Below are 15,968 nucleotides of genomic sequence, written 5' to 3'. Positions count from 1 at the left end.
ACCTGTATACGCGGCGGGGGCGGCAAATAATCTAGAAACGCCTTCCCGGATAGGAGTTTCTGGTGGCCACATATCCACGAATCGATGAATTTCTGAAATGGGCAGCTGAACTTGCTGCAGCCATCGATTGGATCCCCGCAGAACGTCCATACAAGCTTGAGCTGGCCAGTCGGCTGTCGGCTACCCGGCAGCTGGCCGCGAGGGGTGAGCCGGGGTGGCTGGACCAGCTCCTGAATGACCTTGCCAGCACAAACTTGTTGAACTGGCGGTCCCTTGGAAACCTCAAATCCCTTAGCCGGAACCGGCCAGCGGAACTGAAATCGGCAATTGAAAAGCTCTGGGTCACCTATCCGTCACCTGACTCGCTTACGTCCTTCGTCGAGGAAATCCGGGACCTGTCCAAAGACCTAGCACCAGGTAACCTCCTTGCGCTTGGAACAGTCCTGCTGATGTCCGTCGACCCGGCCACTTTTCCTCCGTACCGGGCAAACCCAGCCTCACGTTTCCTAAAGCTCGCAGGCAGCGAAAACGTACCCACAAACTCAGCGCCGGCTGCGGAGAGGTACGAGGTCTTCCTCGGTGCCTTGGACGCACTCATAGGAGCTGCCCCGCAATGCGGGCTGAGCCTCTCTGACCGTCTGGATGCCCAAGGGCTCGTCTGGCTCGTCACCAACTATTCGCCACCGGCGGACTGGACCCCGGCCCAAAAACGGGAGTTTCTCGCCTGGCGCAACCTCGAGGCAGTCGAGGACGTTGACTACCGTTCAGGCCCCAACCCAGAACTGGAACAGGCAGCGGAAACCATCCTCAATCGCGGCTTGGTGGGAGCTTCTTCTCCCTTCGACGAGAACGTCAGCGCTTGGAACGAAGAGAACGCTCTCGAGTTGCACCGCCGAGTTTTTCAGGATTTCGACGCCGGTTCCGGAACCTTTATGGGGAAATTGGAAAGGCAGCTTGCAGGCGCCTCCCGCGGAGTCATCCTGCTGACGGCTGAACTCCTGACGTTGCAGTGCCTCCCGTTGAGCAACCTCCGCCCGGAGACCAAACTGGCCCGAATCCAGACCGTGTTGTCCTGGCTGGACACTTCCCCAGAGATCCCTGGTGTTATCGAGAGCGGGCTTCGAGCAGGCGGTGCCTTCAACGGCGGCACCGGATTCAATGTGCAGCTCTGGCGTCACCTTTGCTGGCTCTGCGACCTCGTCATAAGCATCCACCGCAACTCCGATAACGCGAAGGCGGCCCTGGAGTCCCCGGAAGGCTTCCATGACGTGGCCGAAGCGGTGCCCGGGAACCTGCCCTCCATCCGGTATTCCCTGGAGTACATGGCCTGGCCGGGGTTCTTTGTACCGGTGGTGAACTGGGGGCACCGGAAACGGATCCGCAAAGCTTTCGAGAACGAAATCGAAGGAGCTTCCGGAGACACAGAGTTCGAGGTCGCCAGCGACCTCCACTTGATCCTCGCAGCGCAGGAGCGCCGAACTGGGCACCGACCCAACTGGTATGCGGAGCCATACCTCAGCCAGTGGAACCCGGAAGCTGAACCTGCGCCGCGTGCCTGGCTGGTGAAACAGGCCCAGGGGCGGACCGCGCTGGCCGGCCAATGGGTTTCCGAAGGGTTCGTCTCGCTGGACGCCGAGTATCTGGACACCGCTGAGGGAATCGCCACTCTAGAAGAACTCCAGACGGCTGTTGACCGCGGGTATGAGCACCTTGACTACTCGGAGCGGCGCCTGCGCGCCCGCTCGTATCAGATGTTCTTGAATCTGATGAAGCCCGAAGACCTGGTGCTGACCCTCCGAGGAGAACTGGTCCACCTCGGCGTCATCACTGGCATGCCGGAGCGCCGAGGGGACGAGCTGATGACCAGCGTGGTCCGAGACGTCGCCTGGCAGGGAAGCGGAATTCCCAGAGACACGCTGCCTGCTCCCGTCCTGAGTCTGTTGGAAGAGCAGGGAACTGTTGTGGACCTGACGGGGGTACTGTCGGCCATCCGCACTGTCCTGGAGGACGACGACGTCGAATCCGTCACCGAAGCTGCAAACGAGGAGAGCCCCGTGGAAATGACTCCTCAGGGGATGCCTGTGCTGCGCGCAGCCAGTGATGAACTGGCCGAAAAGCTGCTTATGCCGCGAGATGATCTGCAGGAACTCATCGACCTGCTGCAGTCACGGAACCAGATCGTTTTCTATGGCCCTCCCGGAACCGGCAAGACCTTCCTCGCCGGCAAGATAGCCCGTTATCTCGCAGGGGACGAGCACGCAGACCATGTGACCACAGTGCAGTTCCATCCGTCCTATGCCTACGAGGACTTCTTCGAGGGCTACCGCCCGGTCAAGGGAACGGACGGTCAGGTATCGTTCGCGCTGACACCGGGTCCGCTCCGGCGCATCGCGGCTGAGGCGGCAGCACACCGGAACAAGCCGTACTTCCTGATCATCGACGAAATGAACCGCGGAAACCTCGCAAAAGTCTTCGGCGAGCTCTACTTCCTCCTCGAATACCGCGACCAGAGAATCAACCTCCAGTACAACTCCGACGAGAAATTCGATCTGCCGCCCAACCTGTTCATCATCGGCACGATGAACACTGCCGACCGCTCCATCGCCATGGTGGATGCAGCCATCCGGCGGCGGTTCGCCTTTGTGGAACTGCATCCCCAGGAAGGGATGACCAGCGGCCTGCTGGAACGTTTCCTGGAAGCCCGCGGACTGGACAACCGCCCGGCTCAGCTCCTCAATGCGCTGAACGCCGAGATAGCCATGGAAGACCGCGACCTGATGATTGGTCCGTCCTACTTTATGAAGGAACATACGGGGACAGATGCGGGCCTGAAGCAGTTGTGGAAATACGAGCTGCTTCCCCTGCTCGAAGAGCACTACTACGGGCGGTTGAGCCGCCCAGAGATTCACGAGCGGTTCGGTCTGGCAGCGATTGAGCGGAAGGCCGACGGGACAGCAGCGGCCGCACTGTGAGGCACATCTGCATAGGCGAACTTGACCAGGGTTCCACGGAGGAACTTCCGGACGACGTCGCTGCCGGTTTGGCTGCTTCGGGGCTCATTCGGGTGGAGCCCCGGGGCTCCGGCTTCTGGCAGCTCATTCCCGCTGGGCTTGTTGGCGCCGTCGAAATCCAGGATGTGCTTCTGGAGGTCCGTCCGAAAGACAAGGTGGGGGTCAGCCAGCTGCTGTTCCTGCTGGGATACGCCCGGAATCCCGGTTTCCAGCCGGACGACGTCGCGGCCTCCTCAGCGCTTGATCTGTGGTCGGCTTTGGCCGAATCGCTGGCTCGGTTATGCGAGAGGGCCCTGGCTAACGGAGTCCTGCACGGTTACGTGAGCGTCGAGGAGGCCCTGCGAACCGTTCGGGGACGCATCCGGCTCACGGACCAGATCTCGCGGCGGCCGGGCATACTGCTTCCACTGGAGGTGAGCTATGACGACCACACCGTGAACATCGCCGAGAACCAGATCCTGCGGGCTGCGCTGCGGCTGCTCCTGGGCCTCAACCGGGTGGAGCCACGTGTACGGCGCCGGTTGGCACATTTGGACCGGAGGCTCGACGGCGTCCGGGACCTCCGCCTCGGTGCACCGCTGCCGACATGGCGCACGAGTCGCCTGAATGAACGCTATGTCCCGGCCCTGAGACTGGCAGAAATCATCCTCACGCACTCCGCCGCCGAAACGGCGGACGGCAGGGTGCGGACCGCGGCATTCGCCGTAAACATGGCTAAAGTCTTCGAGGATTTCCTTGAGGTCGCTTTGGCAGAGGCAGTGTCCAAACTGGGGATTGAGGGTGGCCGTATCTCACGGCAGCACCGGGCGGACCTTGACCATCCCGACGAAGATGCGGGGCCGAACCGGATCCGAATGTTCATGGATGTGGTCTTTCAGGCGCCAAACCGGTCCCCGGTTGTTTTTGACGCCAAGTACAAGACTGCGTCAGCCGGTGAAAAGTACGCGAATGCCGACCACTACCAAATGCTTGCCTACTGCACCGTCTTGGATGCCCCGAGAGCCTGGCTGGTGTATGCCGGGGCTGGCCAACGGCGTTCCAGGCGCATCGTCAACACCTGCGTCACGGTGGAGGAGTACCCGCTGGATCTTTCGCTGCATCCGCACGAGGTGTTGGAGCGGGTGCAGCAGCTGGCTGAGCTTGCCGTGGCTGCTTATGGGTCTACACCATCCGTATCGACGGTCGGCGTGGCAAAGTCACCGACAACTCAGGCGGCGCGGAACACAGGTGAACTGCCCCGGAACCGCCAGCTTGGTCCTCCGTGAGCCGCTTGTAGATGTCTTCTTTGACCCACCGATCTGTCCTACTCTGACAGGGTAAGCGGTGGAGAATCTTTACTCAGTGGATCTTCCGTTTGCTACGGACGTGATTTATCCGCGGATTGCCGATTATCGAGCCACAGGTCGTGATCTAAAGAACCTGGCAGCCGATGAAGGGGTCAGCCTGCTCGCTGCAGGGCAGGGCGCCCCGCCCGTTTTCAATGAGGTGATCAAAGGTGCAACGAACAGATTCCTCCAACCCCGATCCGTCAACTGCAGGCAAGAGGAGCCCGTGGTCCACTAGCACGGTCCTTGCCCTCGTCTGCAGTTTCCTAGCTGCCTGCAGCGCTGTGCCCTCGGAGCAGGATGCTCCCGATGAGTCCCCTACACAGAGCTCTTCTGCCTCACAGACTCCAACCGAGGAATCGTTGACCAACAAGGCGTGCGATGTGGAAATGGAGCGAAAGACGCAGGGCGACGCCGAGTACGTTTGCACTCTGAAAGACGATGGAACTCTTGTTTGGCTGCCCAAAGTGGCATCCGAAAAGGTGACCGAAGCACGGAAGCAGGCGGAGGAAAGAGCCCAGCGCCAGGCAGAGGAGGCCGCGGCCGAGGAAGCTCAACGTCAAGCCGAGGAAGCCCAGCGCCAAGCCGAAGAGGCTGCAGCCGAGGAGGCCCAGCGCCAAGCCGAGGAAGCCCAGCGCCAAGCCGAAGAGGCTGCAGCGCAGGAAGCGCAACGCCTGGCAGAAGAGCAAGCTGCTGCGGAAGCTGCGCAGCGAGAGGCAGAGGAAGCCGCTGCAGAAGCCCAGCGACTGGCGGAAGAACAGGCACAGCAACCAGCTCCGGCCGACAGCTTCGAGAACTGTGACGCAGTGCGGGCAGCTGGTGCCGATCCCATTCATCGCGGGGAACCCGGCTGGCATGAAGAACTGGACGCCGACGGGGACGGCGTGGGCTGCGAATGATCTGAGAGACGTAGGAAAGGCTCAGAAATCACCGAGCTAGTGAAGCTCACTTGGCCGCACAGATTGGCTGGTGGCAAACACCGGAATTGGAGCAGGAGTTGGTAGGCTGCGGGCGGGCCGGAACCCAGCCGGCAGCGCCCACAGCCATCGGAGGACCACGTGCACGACGCCGACAGCACCAGCATCCACCATGCACCGTTAGATGTGCAGATCGGCATGTTTATCGACCAGCACCGCAGCATGCTGGCGGCGAGTCTTGACGGGCTCACCGGAGAAGAAGCGCGGAAGCGGCTGGTCCCGTCGAAGACCACGCTGCTGGGGCTGGTCAAGCATGCTGCTTTCGTCGAACACGTGTGGTTCGGTGAAGCGGTGACCGGAACGCGCCGGGCGGATCTCGGTATCCCGGCCACCCCGGATGAGTCCTTCAAACTGGACGAAAAGGACACTGTCGAGTCGGTCCTGGCTGACTATGCCCGGGCAGTCGAACTCTCCCGGCAAGCGGTCGCAGGTCTCGACGGCGACACTCTGCTCCCGGGCAACCGTCGGGGACCGCTGCCGCTGCGCTGGGTCCAGCAGCACGTGCTTCGAGAACTTGCTCAGCACTGCGGACACGCGGACATCCTGCGAGAGCTGATTGTGGCAGCGCGTTCCGGTTAGCGGGCGAAGCCCAGGCCTCATCCATTTCCGTTAACCCTTGAACTGCCTTCCTGCCCAAGCCAAACTGACGGAAATCGACCAATCTACACTCTTGCTGCCGCTTCAAACCGGCAGCAAAAACCGGTACCTCAAGCAGAACCTCAAACCGGCAGCAACCAGGTCAGGTGCGCAGCCATGGAACAGATCCTTATTCGCCAGATGGACGGTTGTTGGCGTGAACCGGCCGCAGCTGGCTACGCATTGGAAGCAGAACTCCAGGAAATCCTGGCAGCCCATCCGGAGCTCATTCCCGGGGTTCGCGGCGGAGCCGCTGCCTGCCGTGAGTTCCAATCCGGCGTCGGACCGGCCGACGTCGTTGTCGTGGATGCCAGTGGCGACCTGACACTGGTCGAATGCAAACTTGCCGCCAACCCTCAGGTTCGCCGGGAAATCGTCGGCCAGATGTTCGACTATGCGGCGCGGCTCTGGAAGCTGGACATCGATGACTTCGAGGCAAAGTGGCGCACGGCGACTGGTGACGACCTGTTCGCAGCCGGGGACGAAAAGGCTAGGGATGACCTCGCCCGGAATCTGCAGAATGGGCAGTTCCGCATAGTGCTGGCGGTAGACGCCATCAACGACCGCCTCAAGCGGATGATCGAATACCTGAACGCCATGTCCGGACCGGAGACCACCATCATCGCGGTCGAGTATGTACGGCTGGTCCAAGGCGAAATCGAAATCTTGGTACCCCGGACCTACGGACAGGAACTGGCCGAAGCCAAAGCTGCGGACGCCAGGGACCGGCGGACCATATGGGATCTTGAGACCTACCGCATCTGGCTGGAAACCAACGAACCAGAAACTGTTCCGAACTTCTCCGTCTTTGCCGACGAACTCGAGGCGATGGAGCTCGAATTCGTCGGCTCACTTTCAGGGCTCCCAACCGGCGGTGCCGCTGTCAGGGATTCAGCCGGCAACCAGCTCGGGACCGTGTCCCTGTTCCACTACTCGGTCCTGGGCACTGCCATCGAATTCAACTTCATCCGGATGTCCCAAATGCCCGACGCGGATGCACAACCACCTGCTGCCCGCAGCCGTTTTCTGGACGAGGTCGAAGTCATCCCTGGGTTCGAGGGTCTGGGCAGAAACCTGCGGGCCACCGCATTCAAGTCCCGTAAGCCGAACGTTTCCCTAGCCGCGCTGGACGTCGACGCGCTGCGGCGCGGTCTCCGCGCCGTCGACATCCTCCGCCGCTGACTAGCCGCTCCTGCGTCTGACCAGCCAGGCTGTCACCCAGAACACACCCCACCACCTCGCTCCTGGCGTATACGGCGTAAACAACGCGACTAAAATTCGAACTATGAGCACCAAGACCTTCCCGCACCTGATGGCACCGGGCCGCATCGGCCCGATGGAAACCCCCAACCGCATCGTCCTGCCTGCCATGGACATGAACGTGTCCGAGCACGGCGAAATTGAGCAGACCGAGATCGACCACTACGTGGCCCGCGCCAAGGGCGGCGCAGGCCTGATCATCACCGGTGCCTGCGCCATCGCGTTCCCGCACGGCGCAGCGTCCATGAAGGAGCCCGGTCTCTCGGATGACAAGTACATCCCCGGACTGAAGGCCCTCGCCGACGCGATCCACGCCGCAGGCAGCAAGCTCTGCATCCAGTCCACGCACCACGGCAAGGTAGCCCGCGTGGACGTCGCCAATGACCGCGCGGTCCTCGCTCCGAACCAGCCGGACTACAGCTACGACATGTCCGCCCTGGCCGACAGCACCCGGGAAGAACTCGGCAAGATGGGCGCCGCTACCGCCGGCAAGCAGACCTCCTACAAGGAGATGACCCAGGAGGACATCGACTGGCTCATTCAGACCTGGGCCGACGCCGCTGAACGCATCGCGAAGGCCGGCGCCGACGCGATCGAAATCCACGCAGCCCACGGCTACATCCTGGGCGTCTTCCTGAACCAGCGGGACAACAAGCGCACCGACGAATACGGCGGCTCCCTCGCCAACCGCGCCCGCCTGGCCTGCGAAGTCATCTCCGCCGTCAAGGCACGAGTCGGCGACAAACTGGCCATCCTGGTCCGCGTCGCCGGCGAAGAATACGGACAGGAAGGCGGCCTCACCCTTCCCGAAGCCACCGAGGCCTCCAAGCTGTTCGAAGAAGCCGGCGCTGATGCCATCCACGTCACCGGCTGGGGCCGGAACCCGTTCGACAACTTCACCGACGGCCCGCTGCCCAACAAGGTGGGCGCCTATCTGGAAAACGCCGCCGCGGTCAAGAAGAACGTGAACGTTCCTGTCATCGCCGTCGGCCGTATGCTCCCGGACATTTCAGAGAAGGCCATTGCCGCAGGCCAGATCGACTTTGCCGCCATGGGACGCCAGCTGCTGGCTGACCCCGAACTGCCGAACAAACTCCGCGACGGCAAGTTCGACCAGGTGCGCCCCTGCATCAACTGCTACCTCTGCGTCGCGGAGAACTTCTTCGACGACACCCCGTTCTGCGCCGTCAACCCGGCCCTGGGCAACGAAGCCGTGCTCCCGCTCAAGCCCGCCTCGCAGGCCAAGCACGTGCTCGTCGTCGGCGCCGGCCCGGCAGGCCTGGAAAGCGCCCGCGTGCTCACCGAACGCGGCCACCGCGTCACCGTGATCGACAAGTCCGACCGCCTGGGCGGCACCATGTGGTTCTCCACCATGACGACGCCGGACAACGAACGCCTGCTGCGCTGGTTCAAGGCCGAGATCAAGCGGCTGCGCATCGCCGTCAAACTGAACACCCCGGCCACCATCGAAACCATCCGCGCCCTGAACCCGGACCACGTCATCGTGGCCACCGGCGCCGTCCGGCCCAAGCCCGACTTCCCGGGCGGCGACCTGCCGATCGTGCAGACCGGCGACACCCTGCGCGCCATGATGCTCGGCACCGCCACCGCGGAGGAGGCCGGCGCCGTGCTGAGTACCCTGGGCAAGCTCGGCCGCCTCTCCGGCGTGACCAAGAGCCCCGAGTTCGTCCGTCAGTTCACCAAGTTCTGGCTGCCGATGGGCAAGGACGTTGTGGTGATCGGCGGCTCCCTGGTGGGCCTGGAACTGGCCGAATTCCTCGCCGAACGCGGACGCCGCGTCACCCTGCTGCACGAAAAGCAGCAGCTGGGCCTGCCGCTGGCCATGCCGCGCCGCTGGACCGCGGTCAGCGATGCCAAGAAGCACGGCGTGCAGATCCACCGCAACGCCGTGATCACCCGCATCACCGAGAAGTCCGTGGAATGGACGGTGGGGGAGGAGTCCTTCTCCGCACCCGCCGCCATGGTGGTCTACGCGGACGGCACGACGTCGGCAGCCCCGCTCGCGGACGAGCTGCGGGAGGCGGGCATTCCCTGCGACGTCGTTGGTGACGCCGGTGCGGTCAACTACATCCACGGCGCGATCCACTCGTCGTGGAAGGTGACCACGGAGCTCTAAGCCGCAACCACGGATCCAGCTGCCCGCCGCCGTCCGACCGGCGGCGGGCAGCTTGGATGCCCCACGGCGGGCACGGAGAGAGTCCGCAGTACTTGAGCGGCATCGCTACCGTGCCGTGAGCAGGAGAACCCCACCCACAACACTGGCCAGCGCACGTGCTGAATTCGCGGCGCCCCACTGGCGGCGGTACGTGGACCACGGTGAGTCCATAGTTCCAGCAGCCAGCTTGCGGTTCAGCGGGACATTCACTGCAGCGGTGAGAGCGAAGGCTGCCAGACTGAGCCCGGCGCCAATCCAAGCCTGGGTGGGACGCTGCAGCTGTCCGGCCAGTACAGCGGTCCCCGTTGCTGCCAGAGCTGATCCGAAGAACAACAGCAGGAACGGCGGGCGCTCTGCGGTGTTGTTGATGCCGCGCATTAACTCCGCTGCCCGGCCCGAACCTAAGCGTTCCAGCCGGTCCAGCGCGGGAAGGACCATCACAGGGAACGCCGCATAGATGCCCCCTGTGACCAGGGCACCCGTGCCCGCCAGGGCACTCAATAGTGCGGCGGGCTCGAGCACAGTGGGCATTTCGGCGAAGTCGACCGCATGGGTCATGACACACCCGCCGCTGACTCGCCCTGCGGCTGCGGGAGCTTTTCATCCCAGAGGCCCTGGGCCGCCGTCCGGGCAATGTACGCCTGAATCGGCCGGGCAGGCCTGCCCAGCAGGCGCTCCAAGTCACCGGTCGAGTGGCTGGCGGAGCCGTCCATCGCCTCCGCGAACAGCCAGACGATCCCCTCCGCTTCCTCGCGGCTCATCCCGGCATCCCCGGCTCCGGCAATGAAATCCTCCGGGGTCGTCGGGACGTGTTCGACTGTTCTGCCGAGGGCAGCAGAAAGGGCTGCGGCGACGTCGGCAAACGTCACCGAATCCGGCCCGGTGAACTCGAGGATTCCCGAGGCCACCTCCCGATAGGCATCCGCTTCGGTGAGGAGGTGCGCCAGCGCCTCGGCCGAGTCTTCGAGGTCCACAAACGGTTCGGAAACTCCGTTCACGGGTACCCGCAGCTGGCCCTCGAGCACCTGCGGGTGCAGGAAGTGCTCGGAGAAGTCCTGCTGGAACCACGCAGAGCGGACGACGACGGAGGCAGGGAAGTTCCGCAGCACCGCTTCCTCACTGGGGTGGGCGGCTGTTCCGCCGCGCCCGGAGAGAAGGATCAACCGGCTGAGTCCGTGGTGGCGGGCGGCCGCGGCGAACTCGCTGAGGATCTCCGGTGCACCGGGGTCGGCAACGTCCGGGGCGTAGCAAATGAAGGCTGCATCAGCACCGGAGAGCTGGGCCGGCCAGGTGTCCGGCGCTTCCCAGGCGAAGGGAGGACCGCCCTGCCGGGAAGCTGCCCGCACGGAAAGCCCGTCGACGCCGGAGAGTGCAGATACGAGCCGGCGGCCGGTACGGCCTGTGGCTCCGGTAATAAGAATGCTGGTTTTTGTGTCCATGTCTTTCATCTCAGCGGTGATTGGCTGGGTGCTCCATAATGAATCCACCGCAGATGTTTCGAATTCGTCCAGCAGGCACAGACTTAAGAAAGCACAGCCCGGCAGTCCTCATCCCATCCTCGGGAGACACCCACATGGTTACCTTGGAATCGCTCGTTGAAGGTCCGCGCGCCCGGGGTGCATTTGTGCTGCGCCTGGAACTGGACGGGGACTGGGCGATCGAGGTCGCCGACGAATCAATGCTCACCGTGATGGCGGTCCTTGCGGGGGACTGCGTGGTGAGCACAGCGTCCGGCGAGGCCACAGCGCAGAAGGGGAACGTCGTCGTCGTCCGCGGTCCCGGACCATTCTCCGTGGCGTCGGAGCCTGGCCGGCCGCCGGACTTCATCATTCCGCCCGACCAGACCTGCGTGGACGTGCGCGGTAACCGGTTGGTCGAGTCCATGAACCGCGGCATCCGCTCCTGGGGAACCACGCTGAGGGGTGAAGACCGGATCCTGGTCGGGACCTATGCGAATCCGCTGGAAGTCGGCCGTCTCTCGGCCCAGCTGTTGCCCGAGGTGATGGTCGAGCGCACCGATCCGGTCACCCAGGCGTTCGCGGACCTGCTGGCCGACCAGGCCGCCACGGATGCTCCGGGACAGGCCGTGGTCCTGGACCGGCTGCTGGATGTGCTGCTTGTAGCGACGGTTCGCGCTGCCGGAAACGGAACTTCCCACCGTACCGATCCGCCGATCGACCGGGTCCTGGACCGTCTGCACAACAACCCGCAGTCCCCGCTGTCGGTCGACGCCATGGCCCGTATGGAGTCGATGTCCCGGGCAGCCTTCTCGCAGCGGTTCAGGGAGCGGACGGGTTTGAGCCCTGGAGCCTACCTGCGGCGCCTGCGCCTGGCCTGGGCCGCTGACAGGCTGCTGGCGGGAACCCGGACCATCGCAGCGATTGCTGAGCAGGCCGGCTACGGGAGCCCGGCTTCCTTTTCCACCGCGTTCAAGCAGGAGCACGGGCAGAGCCCCCGGGACTGGCGGCTGCGGCGGGGACGTGAGGCCCCTTCGCTGCCCGGAGCGTAAAACCCGAATCACCGTCGCAGCGGCTGCGGCAGTTCCTACCGCCCCGACGCTGGCTGCGAAAAACTGCTACCCGGGCTGGCACACCCGGAACAGCGCCGGCTTGCCGTGCCGGTGCACTGGTCCTAGCGCCGTCAGCCGTAGAATCGACGGATGCCAAAAACCCTGCTGGCCCCCGCGGCCCGGTCCTCCCAGCTCGCGCGCATCGTCACGGAGGTTTCGGCCCCGGCCGTCCTGGTGGGGATGCTCCTGCTGCTCCAGCCACTGCTCAGCCCCGGCGTGACCTGGCTGCAGGGCATAGTGGCGGCCGGCTTTACCGTGGGCCTGCCGTTCGCCGGGATCCTGTGGCTGAAACGGCGGGGTTCGGTTACCGACCACCACATCGGCGTGCGCTCCCAGCGGGCTCCAATCCTGGCGGCGACGGCACTGTCTTTGGGGATTGGTGCGCTGGTGCTGATCCTGCTGGACGCCCCGGCCGTGCTGTTTGGCGAAATCGGCGGCGTGTTCATTGGGCTGGTGCTGTGCATGGCAGCGAACCTGGTGTGGAAGCTGTCGGTCCATTCCGCCGTGGCAGCGTACATCGGCCTGGCGCTGCTGGCACCCGTCCCCGTTTTTGGACCGGCCCTGGCACTGATGCTGGCTTCCGTCACCGGATGGTCCCGGGTGAAGCTCGGGGACCACACTCCTACCCAGGTGATGGCCGGACACCTGGCCGGGTGTGCGGCGTTCGCAGCCGCGCTGCTGCTGCCCTGATCCGGGTCCGTCTGCCCTGGTACGGGTACGGTACCTCTGTCCAGGGCGGTGCTTTGCTGTTTCCGGCCAATCCGTTCCCCGGGACCCCTTGCGCCGCAAATCTCGGTTGACCACCCGACGGCCGCCTCTTACCGTCCGACGTGCACCCGACGCCGGAACCTGCGGACGGCGGGTCAGCGGCGGGACCGCTTCTGCTGGGGGAAGGCAGGGCCTGGAAACGGGCCGGAGCGCCCGCCGTGCATCACCCGCACGCACGTTACGCGGGCATCCAGCGGTAGCCGCCGCGCCCAGGGGGTGAACGCGGCCCGTATGAGGGAACAACCATGGAAGAAAGAAAGACAACCAACCCCCCACCCCGGCAGCAACGCCACAGCAAGCGAAGGCAGCCGGCCCGGATCTCCACGAGACACCTGCTGATCCGAAGAGCGGTCGCTGTCCTGGCCGGAGCAGTACTCGCCACCGGCAGTTTCCTGCCCGCCGCGAACGCCCAGGGCGTGCCGGCGGATCAGGCCCCGGGCGCCCAGCTCCCCGCCGAGGCACCCGCCGAGGCACCCGCCCCCGCCGACGCGCCGGCTCCGCAGCAGGACCCGGACCAGCCCTGGCTGGACCCCAGCCTGCCGCCCGCAGAACGCGCAGACCTCCTGGTCGCAGCCATGACGCTGGAGCAGAAAGTCACGCTGCTGATCCAAAGCGGCGGGCCCGGGCTGCCGGAACTGGGCATCCCGCCCATCCGCAGCAAGGACGGCTGCTGCGGGCTAGCCCTGGAATCGACGCCGACGACGGCGCTTCCGGTCGGCGTCGGACTCGCCTCCACCTTCAATCCCAGACTGGCCCAGGCCTATGGGCATGTCTCCGGGGAAGAAGCCCGCACCACCGGCTACAACGCGATTGCCGGGCCCACCATGGACCTGGTCCGCACCCCGTACAACGGCCGGATGTGGGAGGACCTGGGGGAGGACCCGCTGCTGAGCGGCGACACTGCCACTAACCAGGTGATCGGGGAACAGGACGCCCAGGTCTCCTCCCTGGTCAAGCACTACAACCTGAACAACTTCGAAACCCGGCGCGGCCACGTGGACGTGCAGGTGGACGAGCGGACACTGCAGGAAACCTATACCCGGCCCTGGGCCAGCGTTGTCCAGGAAGGCAACGCCGGAGCCGTGATGTGTTCCTTTAACAAGGTCAACGGTGAGTTCGCCTGCGGCAATGACACGCTGCTGAACCAGATCCTCAAAAGCCAGCTCGGCTTCGAAGGATTTGTGTCCTCCGACTTCAACGCCGCGCACAGCTTCGCCGACTACGCCGCCGGGCTGGACGTCGCCGGCCCGGGCGACGAATTCTCCGGGAACAACCTGCTGCAGGCCGTGCTGGCCGGCACCGTCCCGGAAGAACGGATCACCGACGCCGCACGCCGGGTTGCGCTGACCATGTTCCAGTTCGGGATCGTGGACAACCCGCCGCCGGGATCCTTCGAGAACCCGCAGCCGGCCGAACCGCCCATTCCTGACACGTTGCTGGACCAGCATGCCGGAGTCGCCGAGCAGGTCGCCGCGCAGGCGGCAGTGCTGCTGAAGAACGACGGCGCCCTGCCGCTGGATGACGCGTTGCCGAGCATCGGGCTGATCGGCGCGGACGTCGACTGGTACATCGACGGCGGCGGCAGCGGCGCCATTCCCAACCCGGCGCGGCTGACCACCATCCTGGACGGCATCACCGCCCGGGCAGGCGGCACGGTGGAAACCGCCGCCGGAACTGACCCGGTGTCCCTGGCGGATACCATTCCGGGCCCGCCGCCGGTTCCCAGCGGAGTGCTCACCAACGTCAATGCCGAATACCGGCTGGGGCTGAACAACTTCGAAGGCGAGCCGGAACTGGCCCGCACCGAGGAGCAGGTCAACCTGCGGACCGGGATCTCCAATGACACCATCAACACCTCCCAGGTTCCCGGCATCGGCCCGGTCCTGGCCTCCCAGCCGATGTCCGCGCGCTGGACCGGAACGATCGTGGCCCCGGCCACGGCGTCGTACACCTTCTCGCTGACCAACCTGGGGGCCGCGCAGCTGTTCCTGGATGACCAGCAGGTCATCACCAACCCGGCACCGACCCTGGAGACGCAGGAAATCACGCTGGACCTCACCGAGGGACAGAGTGTGGCCGTGCGCATCGACTACACCACCGATGCGCCGAACCAGTTCAACGGCGGCCTGAATGACCAGCCCGGAGCCATGATCCGGTTCGGCTGGACTCCGCCGGAGGACGTGCTGGCCCCGGACATGGCAGAAGCCGTGGAACTGGCCGCGAACTCCGCCGTCGCCGTCGTGGTGGCACGCGACTACACCGGTGAAGCTGCCGACCGCGGCTCGCTGACGCTGCCGCAGGACCAGGACCGGCTGATCAGCGCCGTCACGGCCGCCAACCCGAACACCATCGTGGTGCTGGCGACCAGCGGACCGGTGACCATGCCGTGGATCGACCAGGTGCCGGCGGTACTGGAAACCTGGTACCCCGGGCAGAGCCAGGGCATCACGGTGGCCGGGCTGCTCTTCGGGGACATCAACCCCTCCGGAAAGCTGCCGGTCACGTTCCCGGTCAGCGACGAGCAAGCGGTCACGGTTGGCCCGCCGAATCCGTTCGACCTGATCTCGATCGTGGATCCGGTGGTGGAGTACACCGAGGGCGTGTTCGTGGGTTACAAGGCCTACCTCGCCGCGGACGCCGTGCCGCTGTTCCCGTTCGGACACGGACTCTCCTACACCGAGTTCGACTACAGCCGGCTGCACACGACCCAGCGGGTGAATCCCGACGCCGAGGAACCGAAAGCCTCCGCCTCGCTGAAGGTGCGCAACACCGGAAACGCCGCCGGGCGGGAAACGGTCCAGGTCTATGTCGGTCCGCTGCCCGGCGACGTCCCGACGCCGCCGAAGCAGCTGGCAGGCTACGGCAGCATCACCCTGGAGCCGGGGGAGCGGGGCCGGCTGGAGATCAAGCTGGATCCGCGCTCGCTGCAGTACTGGGATGTGGAAACCGGCGGCTGGGTGACTCCCACCGGAACCGTGCCGATCTACGTGGGCAGTTCTGTGGAGGACATCCGGCTCGAAGGCAGCATCACCATCGGCTGCGGACGCCCCGACCACGGCAAGCACGACCACAGCCACGGCAAGGGCCACGGCCACGGGCACGGTCACGGTGACCAGGCGGGACACGGGAACTGGGACCGGGACCGCGGGCACTGGGGCAACAAGGGCCGCTGGGGACAGCGGGACGACGGCGGCCGCCAGCACTGGGCTTCCTACCGTCACGGCCGCGGCTAGCGGCTGACTCTGC

At 64.9% G+C, this 15,968-nt stretch carries 11 protein-coding genes; 9 read left to right on the top strand and 2 right to left on the bottom strand.

The window, feature by feature from the left end; all coding sequences use genetic code 11:
* The first annotated feature begins 62 nt into the window (after nucleotides 1–62).
* The 6 genes from LOC59_RS16785 to LOC59_RS12330 all read left to right on the top strand — a co-directional run bounded on the left by LOC59_RS16785 (nucleotide 63) and on the right by LOC59_RS12330 (nucleotide 9,346).
* Nucleotides 63–2,972 (top strand): McrB family protein, encoded by a 2,910-nt coding sequence (locus LOC59_RS16785; protein WP_229972264.1) that lies wholly within the window; start codon nucleotides 63–65, stop codon nucleotides 2,970–2,972.
* The gene (locus LOC59_RS12350) at nucleotides 2,969–4,276 is read left to right on the top strand and encodes an McrC family protein (protein WP_229972262.1); all 1,308 of its coding nucleotides are present in this window, start codon (nucleotides 2,969–2,971) and stop codon (nucleotides 4,274–4,276) included. Before LOC59_RS16785 ends, LOC59_RS12350 begins: the two co-directional genes overlap by 4 nt.
* A 527-nt stretch (nucleotides 4,277–4,803) precedes the next feature.
* Nucleotides 4,804–5,235, top strand: a complete 432-nt coding sequence (locus LOC59_RS12345) for an excalibur calcium-binding domain-containing protein (protein ID WP_229972260.1) — start codon at nucleotides 4,804–4,806, stop codon at nucleotides 5,233–5,235.
* Nucleotides 5,236–5,451: 216 nt separating this feature from the next.
* Complete coding sequence (locus tag LOC59_RS12340; protein ID WP_229972442.1) at nucleotides 5,452–5,892, top strand: DinB family protein; 441 nt, start codon at nucleotides 5,452–5,454, stop codon at nucleotides 5,890–5,892.
* 174 nt (nucleotides 5,893–6,066) lie between these two features.
* The gene (locus LOC59_RS12335) at nucleotides 6,067–7,131 is read left to right on the top strand and encodes a hypothetical protein (protein ID WP_229972258.1); all 1,065 of its coding nucleotides are present in this window, start codon (nucleotides 6,067–6,069) and stop codon (nucleotides 7,129–7,131) included.
* A gap of 103 nt (nucleotides 7,132–7,234) precedes the next feature.
* Nucleotides 7,235–9,346, top strand: a complete 2,112-nt coding sequence (locus LOC59_RS12330; protein WP_229972257.1) for an FAD-dependent oxidoreductase — start codon at nucleotides 7,235–7,237, stop codon at nucleotides 9,344–9,346.
* A 105-nt stretch (nucleotides 9,347–9,451) separates the two neighbouring features.
* Here the strand turns inward: LOC59_RS12330 and LOC59_RS12325 are convergent, their stop codons facing one another.
* Both LOC59_RS12325 and LOC59_RS12320 read right to left on the bottom strand, forming a co-directional pair.
* The gene (locus LOC59_RS12325) at nucleotides 9,452–9,943 is read right to left on the bottom strand and encodes an anthrone oxygenase family protein (RefSeq protein WP_229972255.1); all 492 of its coding nucleotides are present in this window, start codon (nucleotides 9,941–9,943) and stop codon (nucleotides 9,452–9,454) included.
* Nucleotides 9,940–10,824 (bottom strand): NmrA family transcriptional regulator, encoded by an 885-nt coding sequence (locus LOC59_RS12320; protein ID WP_229972253.1) that lies wholly within the window; start codon nucleotides 10,822–10,824, stop codon nucleotides 9,940–9,942. The genes LOC59_RS12325 and LOC59_RS12320 overlap by 4 nt, the downstream gene beginning before the upstream one ends.
* Before the next feature lie 134 nt (nucleotides 10,825–10,958).
* Here LOC59_RS12320 and LOC59_RS12315 point away from each other — a divergent pair, with 134 nt between their 5' ends.
* The 3 genes from LOC59_RS12315 (at nucleotide 10,959) to LOC59_RS12305 (ending at nucleotide 15,955) form a co-directional block, all read left to right on the top strand.
* On the top strand, nucleotides 10,959–11,894 hold the full coding sequence (locus LOC59_RS12315; RefSeq protein ID WP_229972251.1) for an AraC family transcriptional regulator: 936 nt from the start codon (nucleotides 10,959–10,961) through the stop codon (nucleotides 11,892–11,894).
* Between the two features lie 150 nt (nucleotides 11,895–12,044).
* Complete coding sequence (locus tag LOC59_RS12310) at nucleotides 12,045–12,644, top strand: phosphatase PAP2 family protein (RefSeq protein WP_227916247.1); 600 nt, start codon at nucleotides 12,045–12,047, stop codon at nucleotides 12,642–12,644.
* 323 nt (nucleotides 12,645–12,967) lie between these two features.
* Nucleotides 12,968–15,955 (top strand): beta-glucosidase, encoded by a 2,988-nt coding sequence (locus LOC59_RS12305; protein WP_229972248.1) that lies wholly within the window; start codon nucleotides 12,968–12,970, stop codon nucleotides 15,953–15,955.
* Nucleotides 15,956–15,968 lie beyond the last annotated feature (13 nt).

The sequence above is a fragment of the Arthrobacter sp. zg-Y916 genome (assembly GCF_020907385.1).
GTDB classification, from domain to species: Bacteria; Actinomycetota; Actinomycetes; order Actinomycetales; family Micrococcaceae; genus Arthrobacter_B; species Arthrobacter_B caoxuetaonis.
This window is presented reverse-complemented; position numbering and strand designations above follow the sequence as displayed.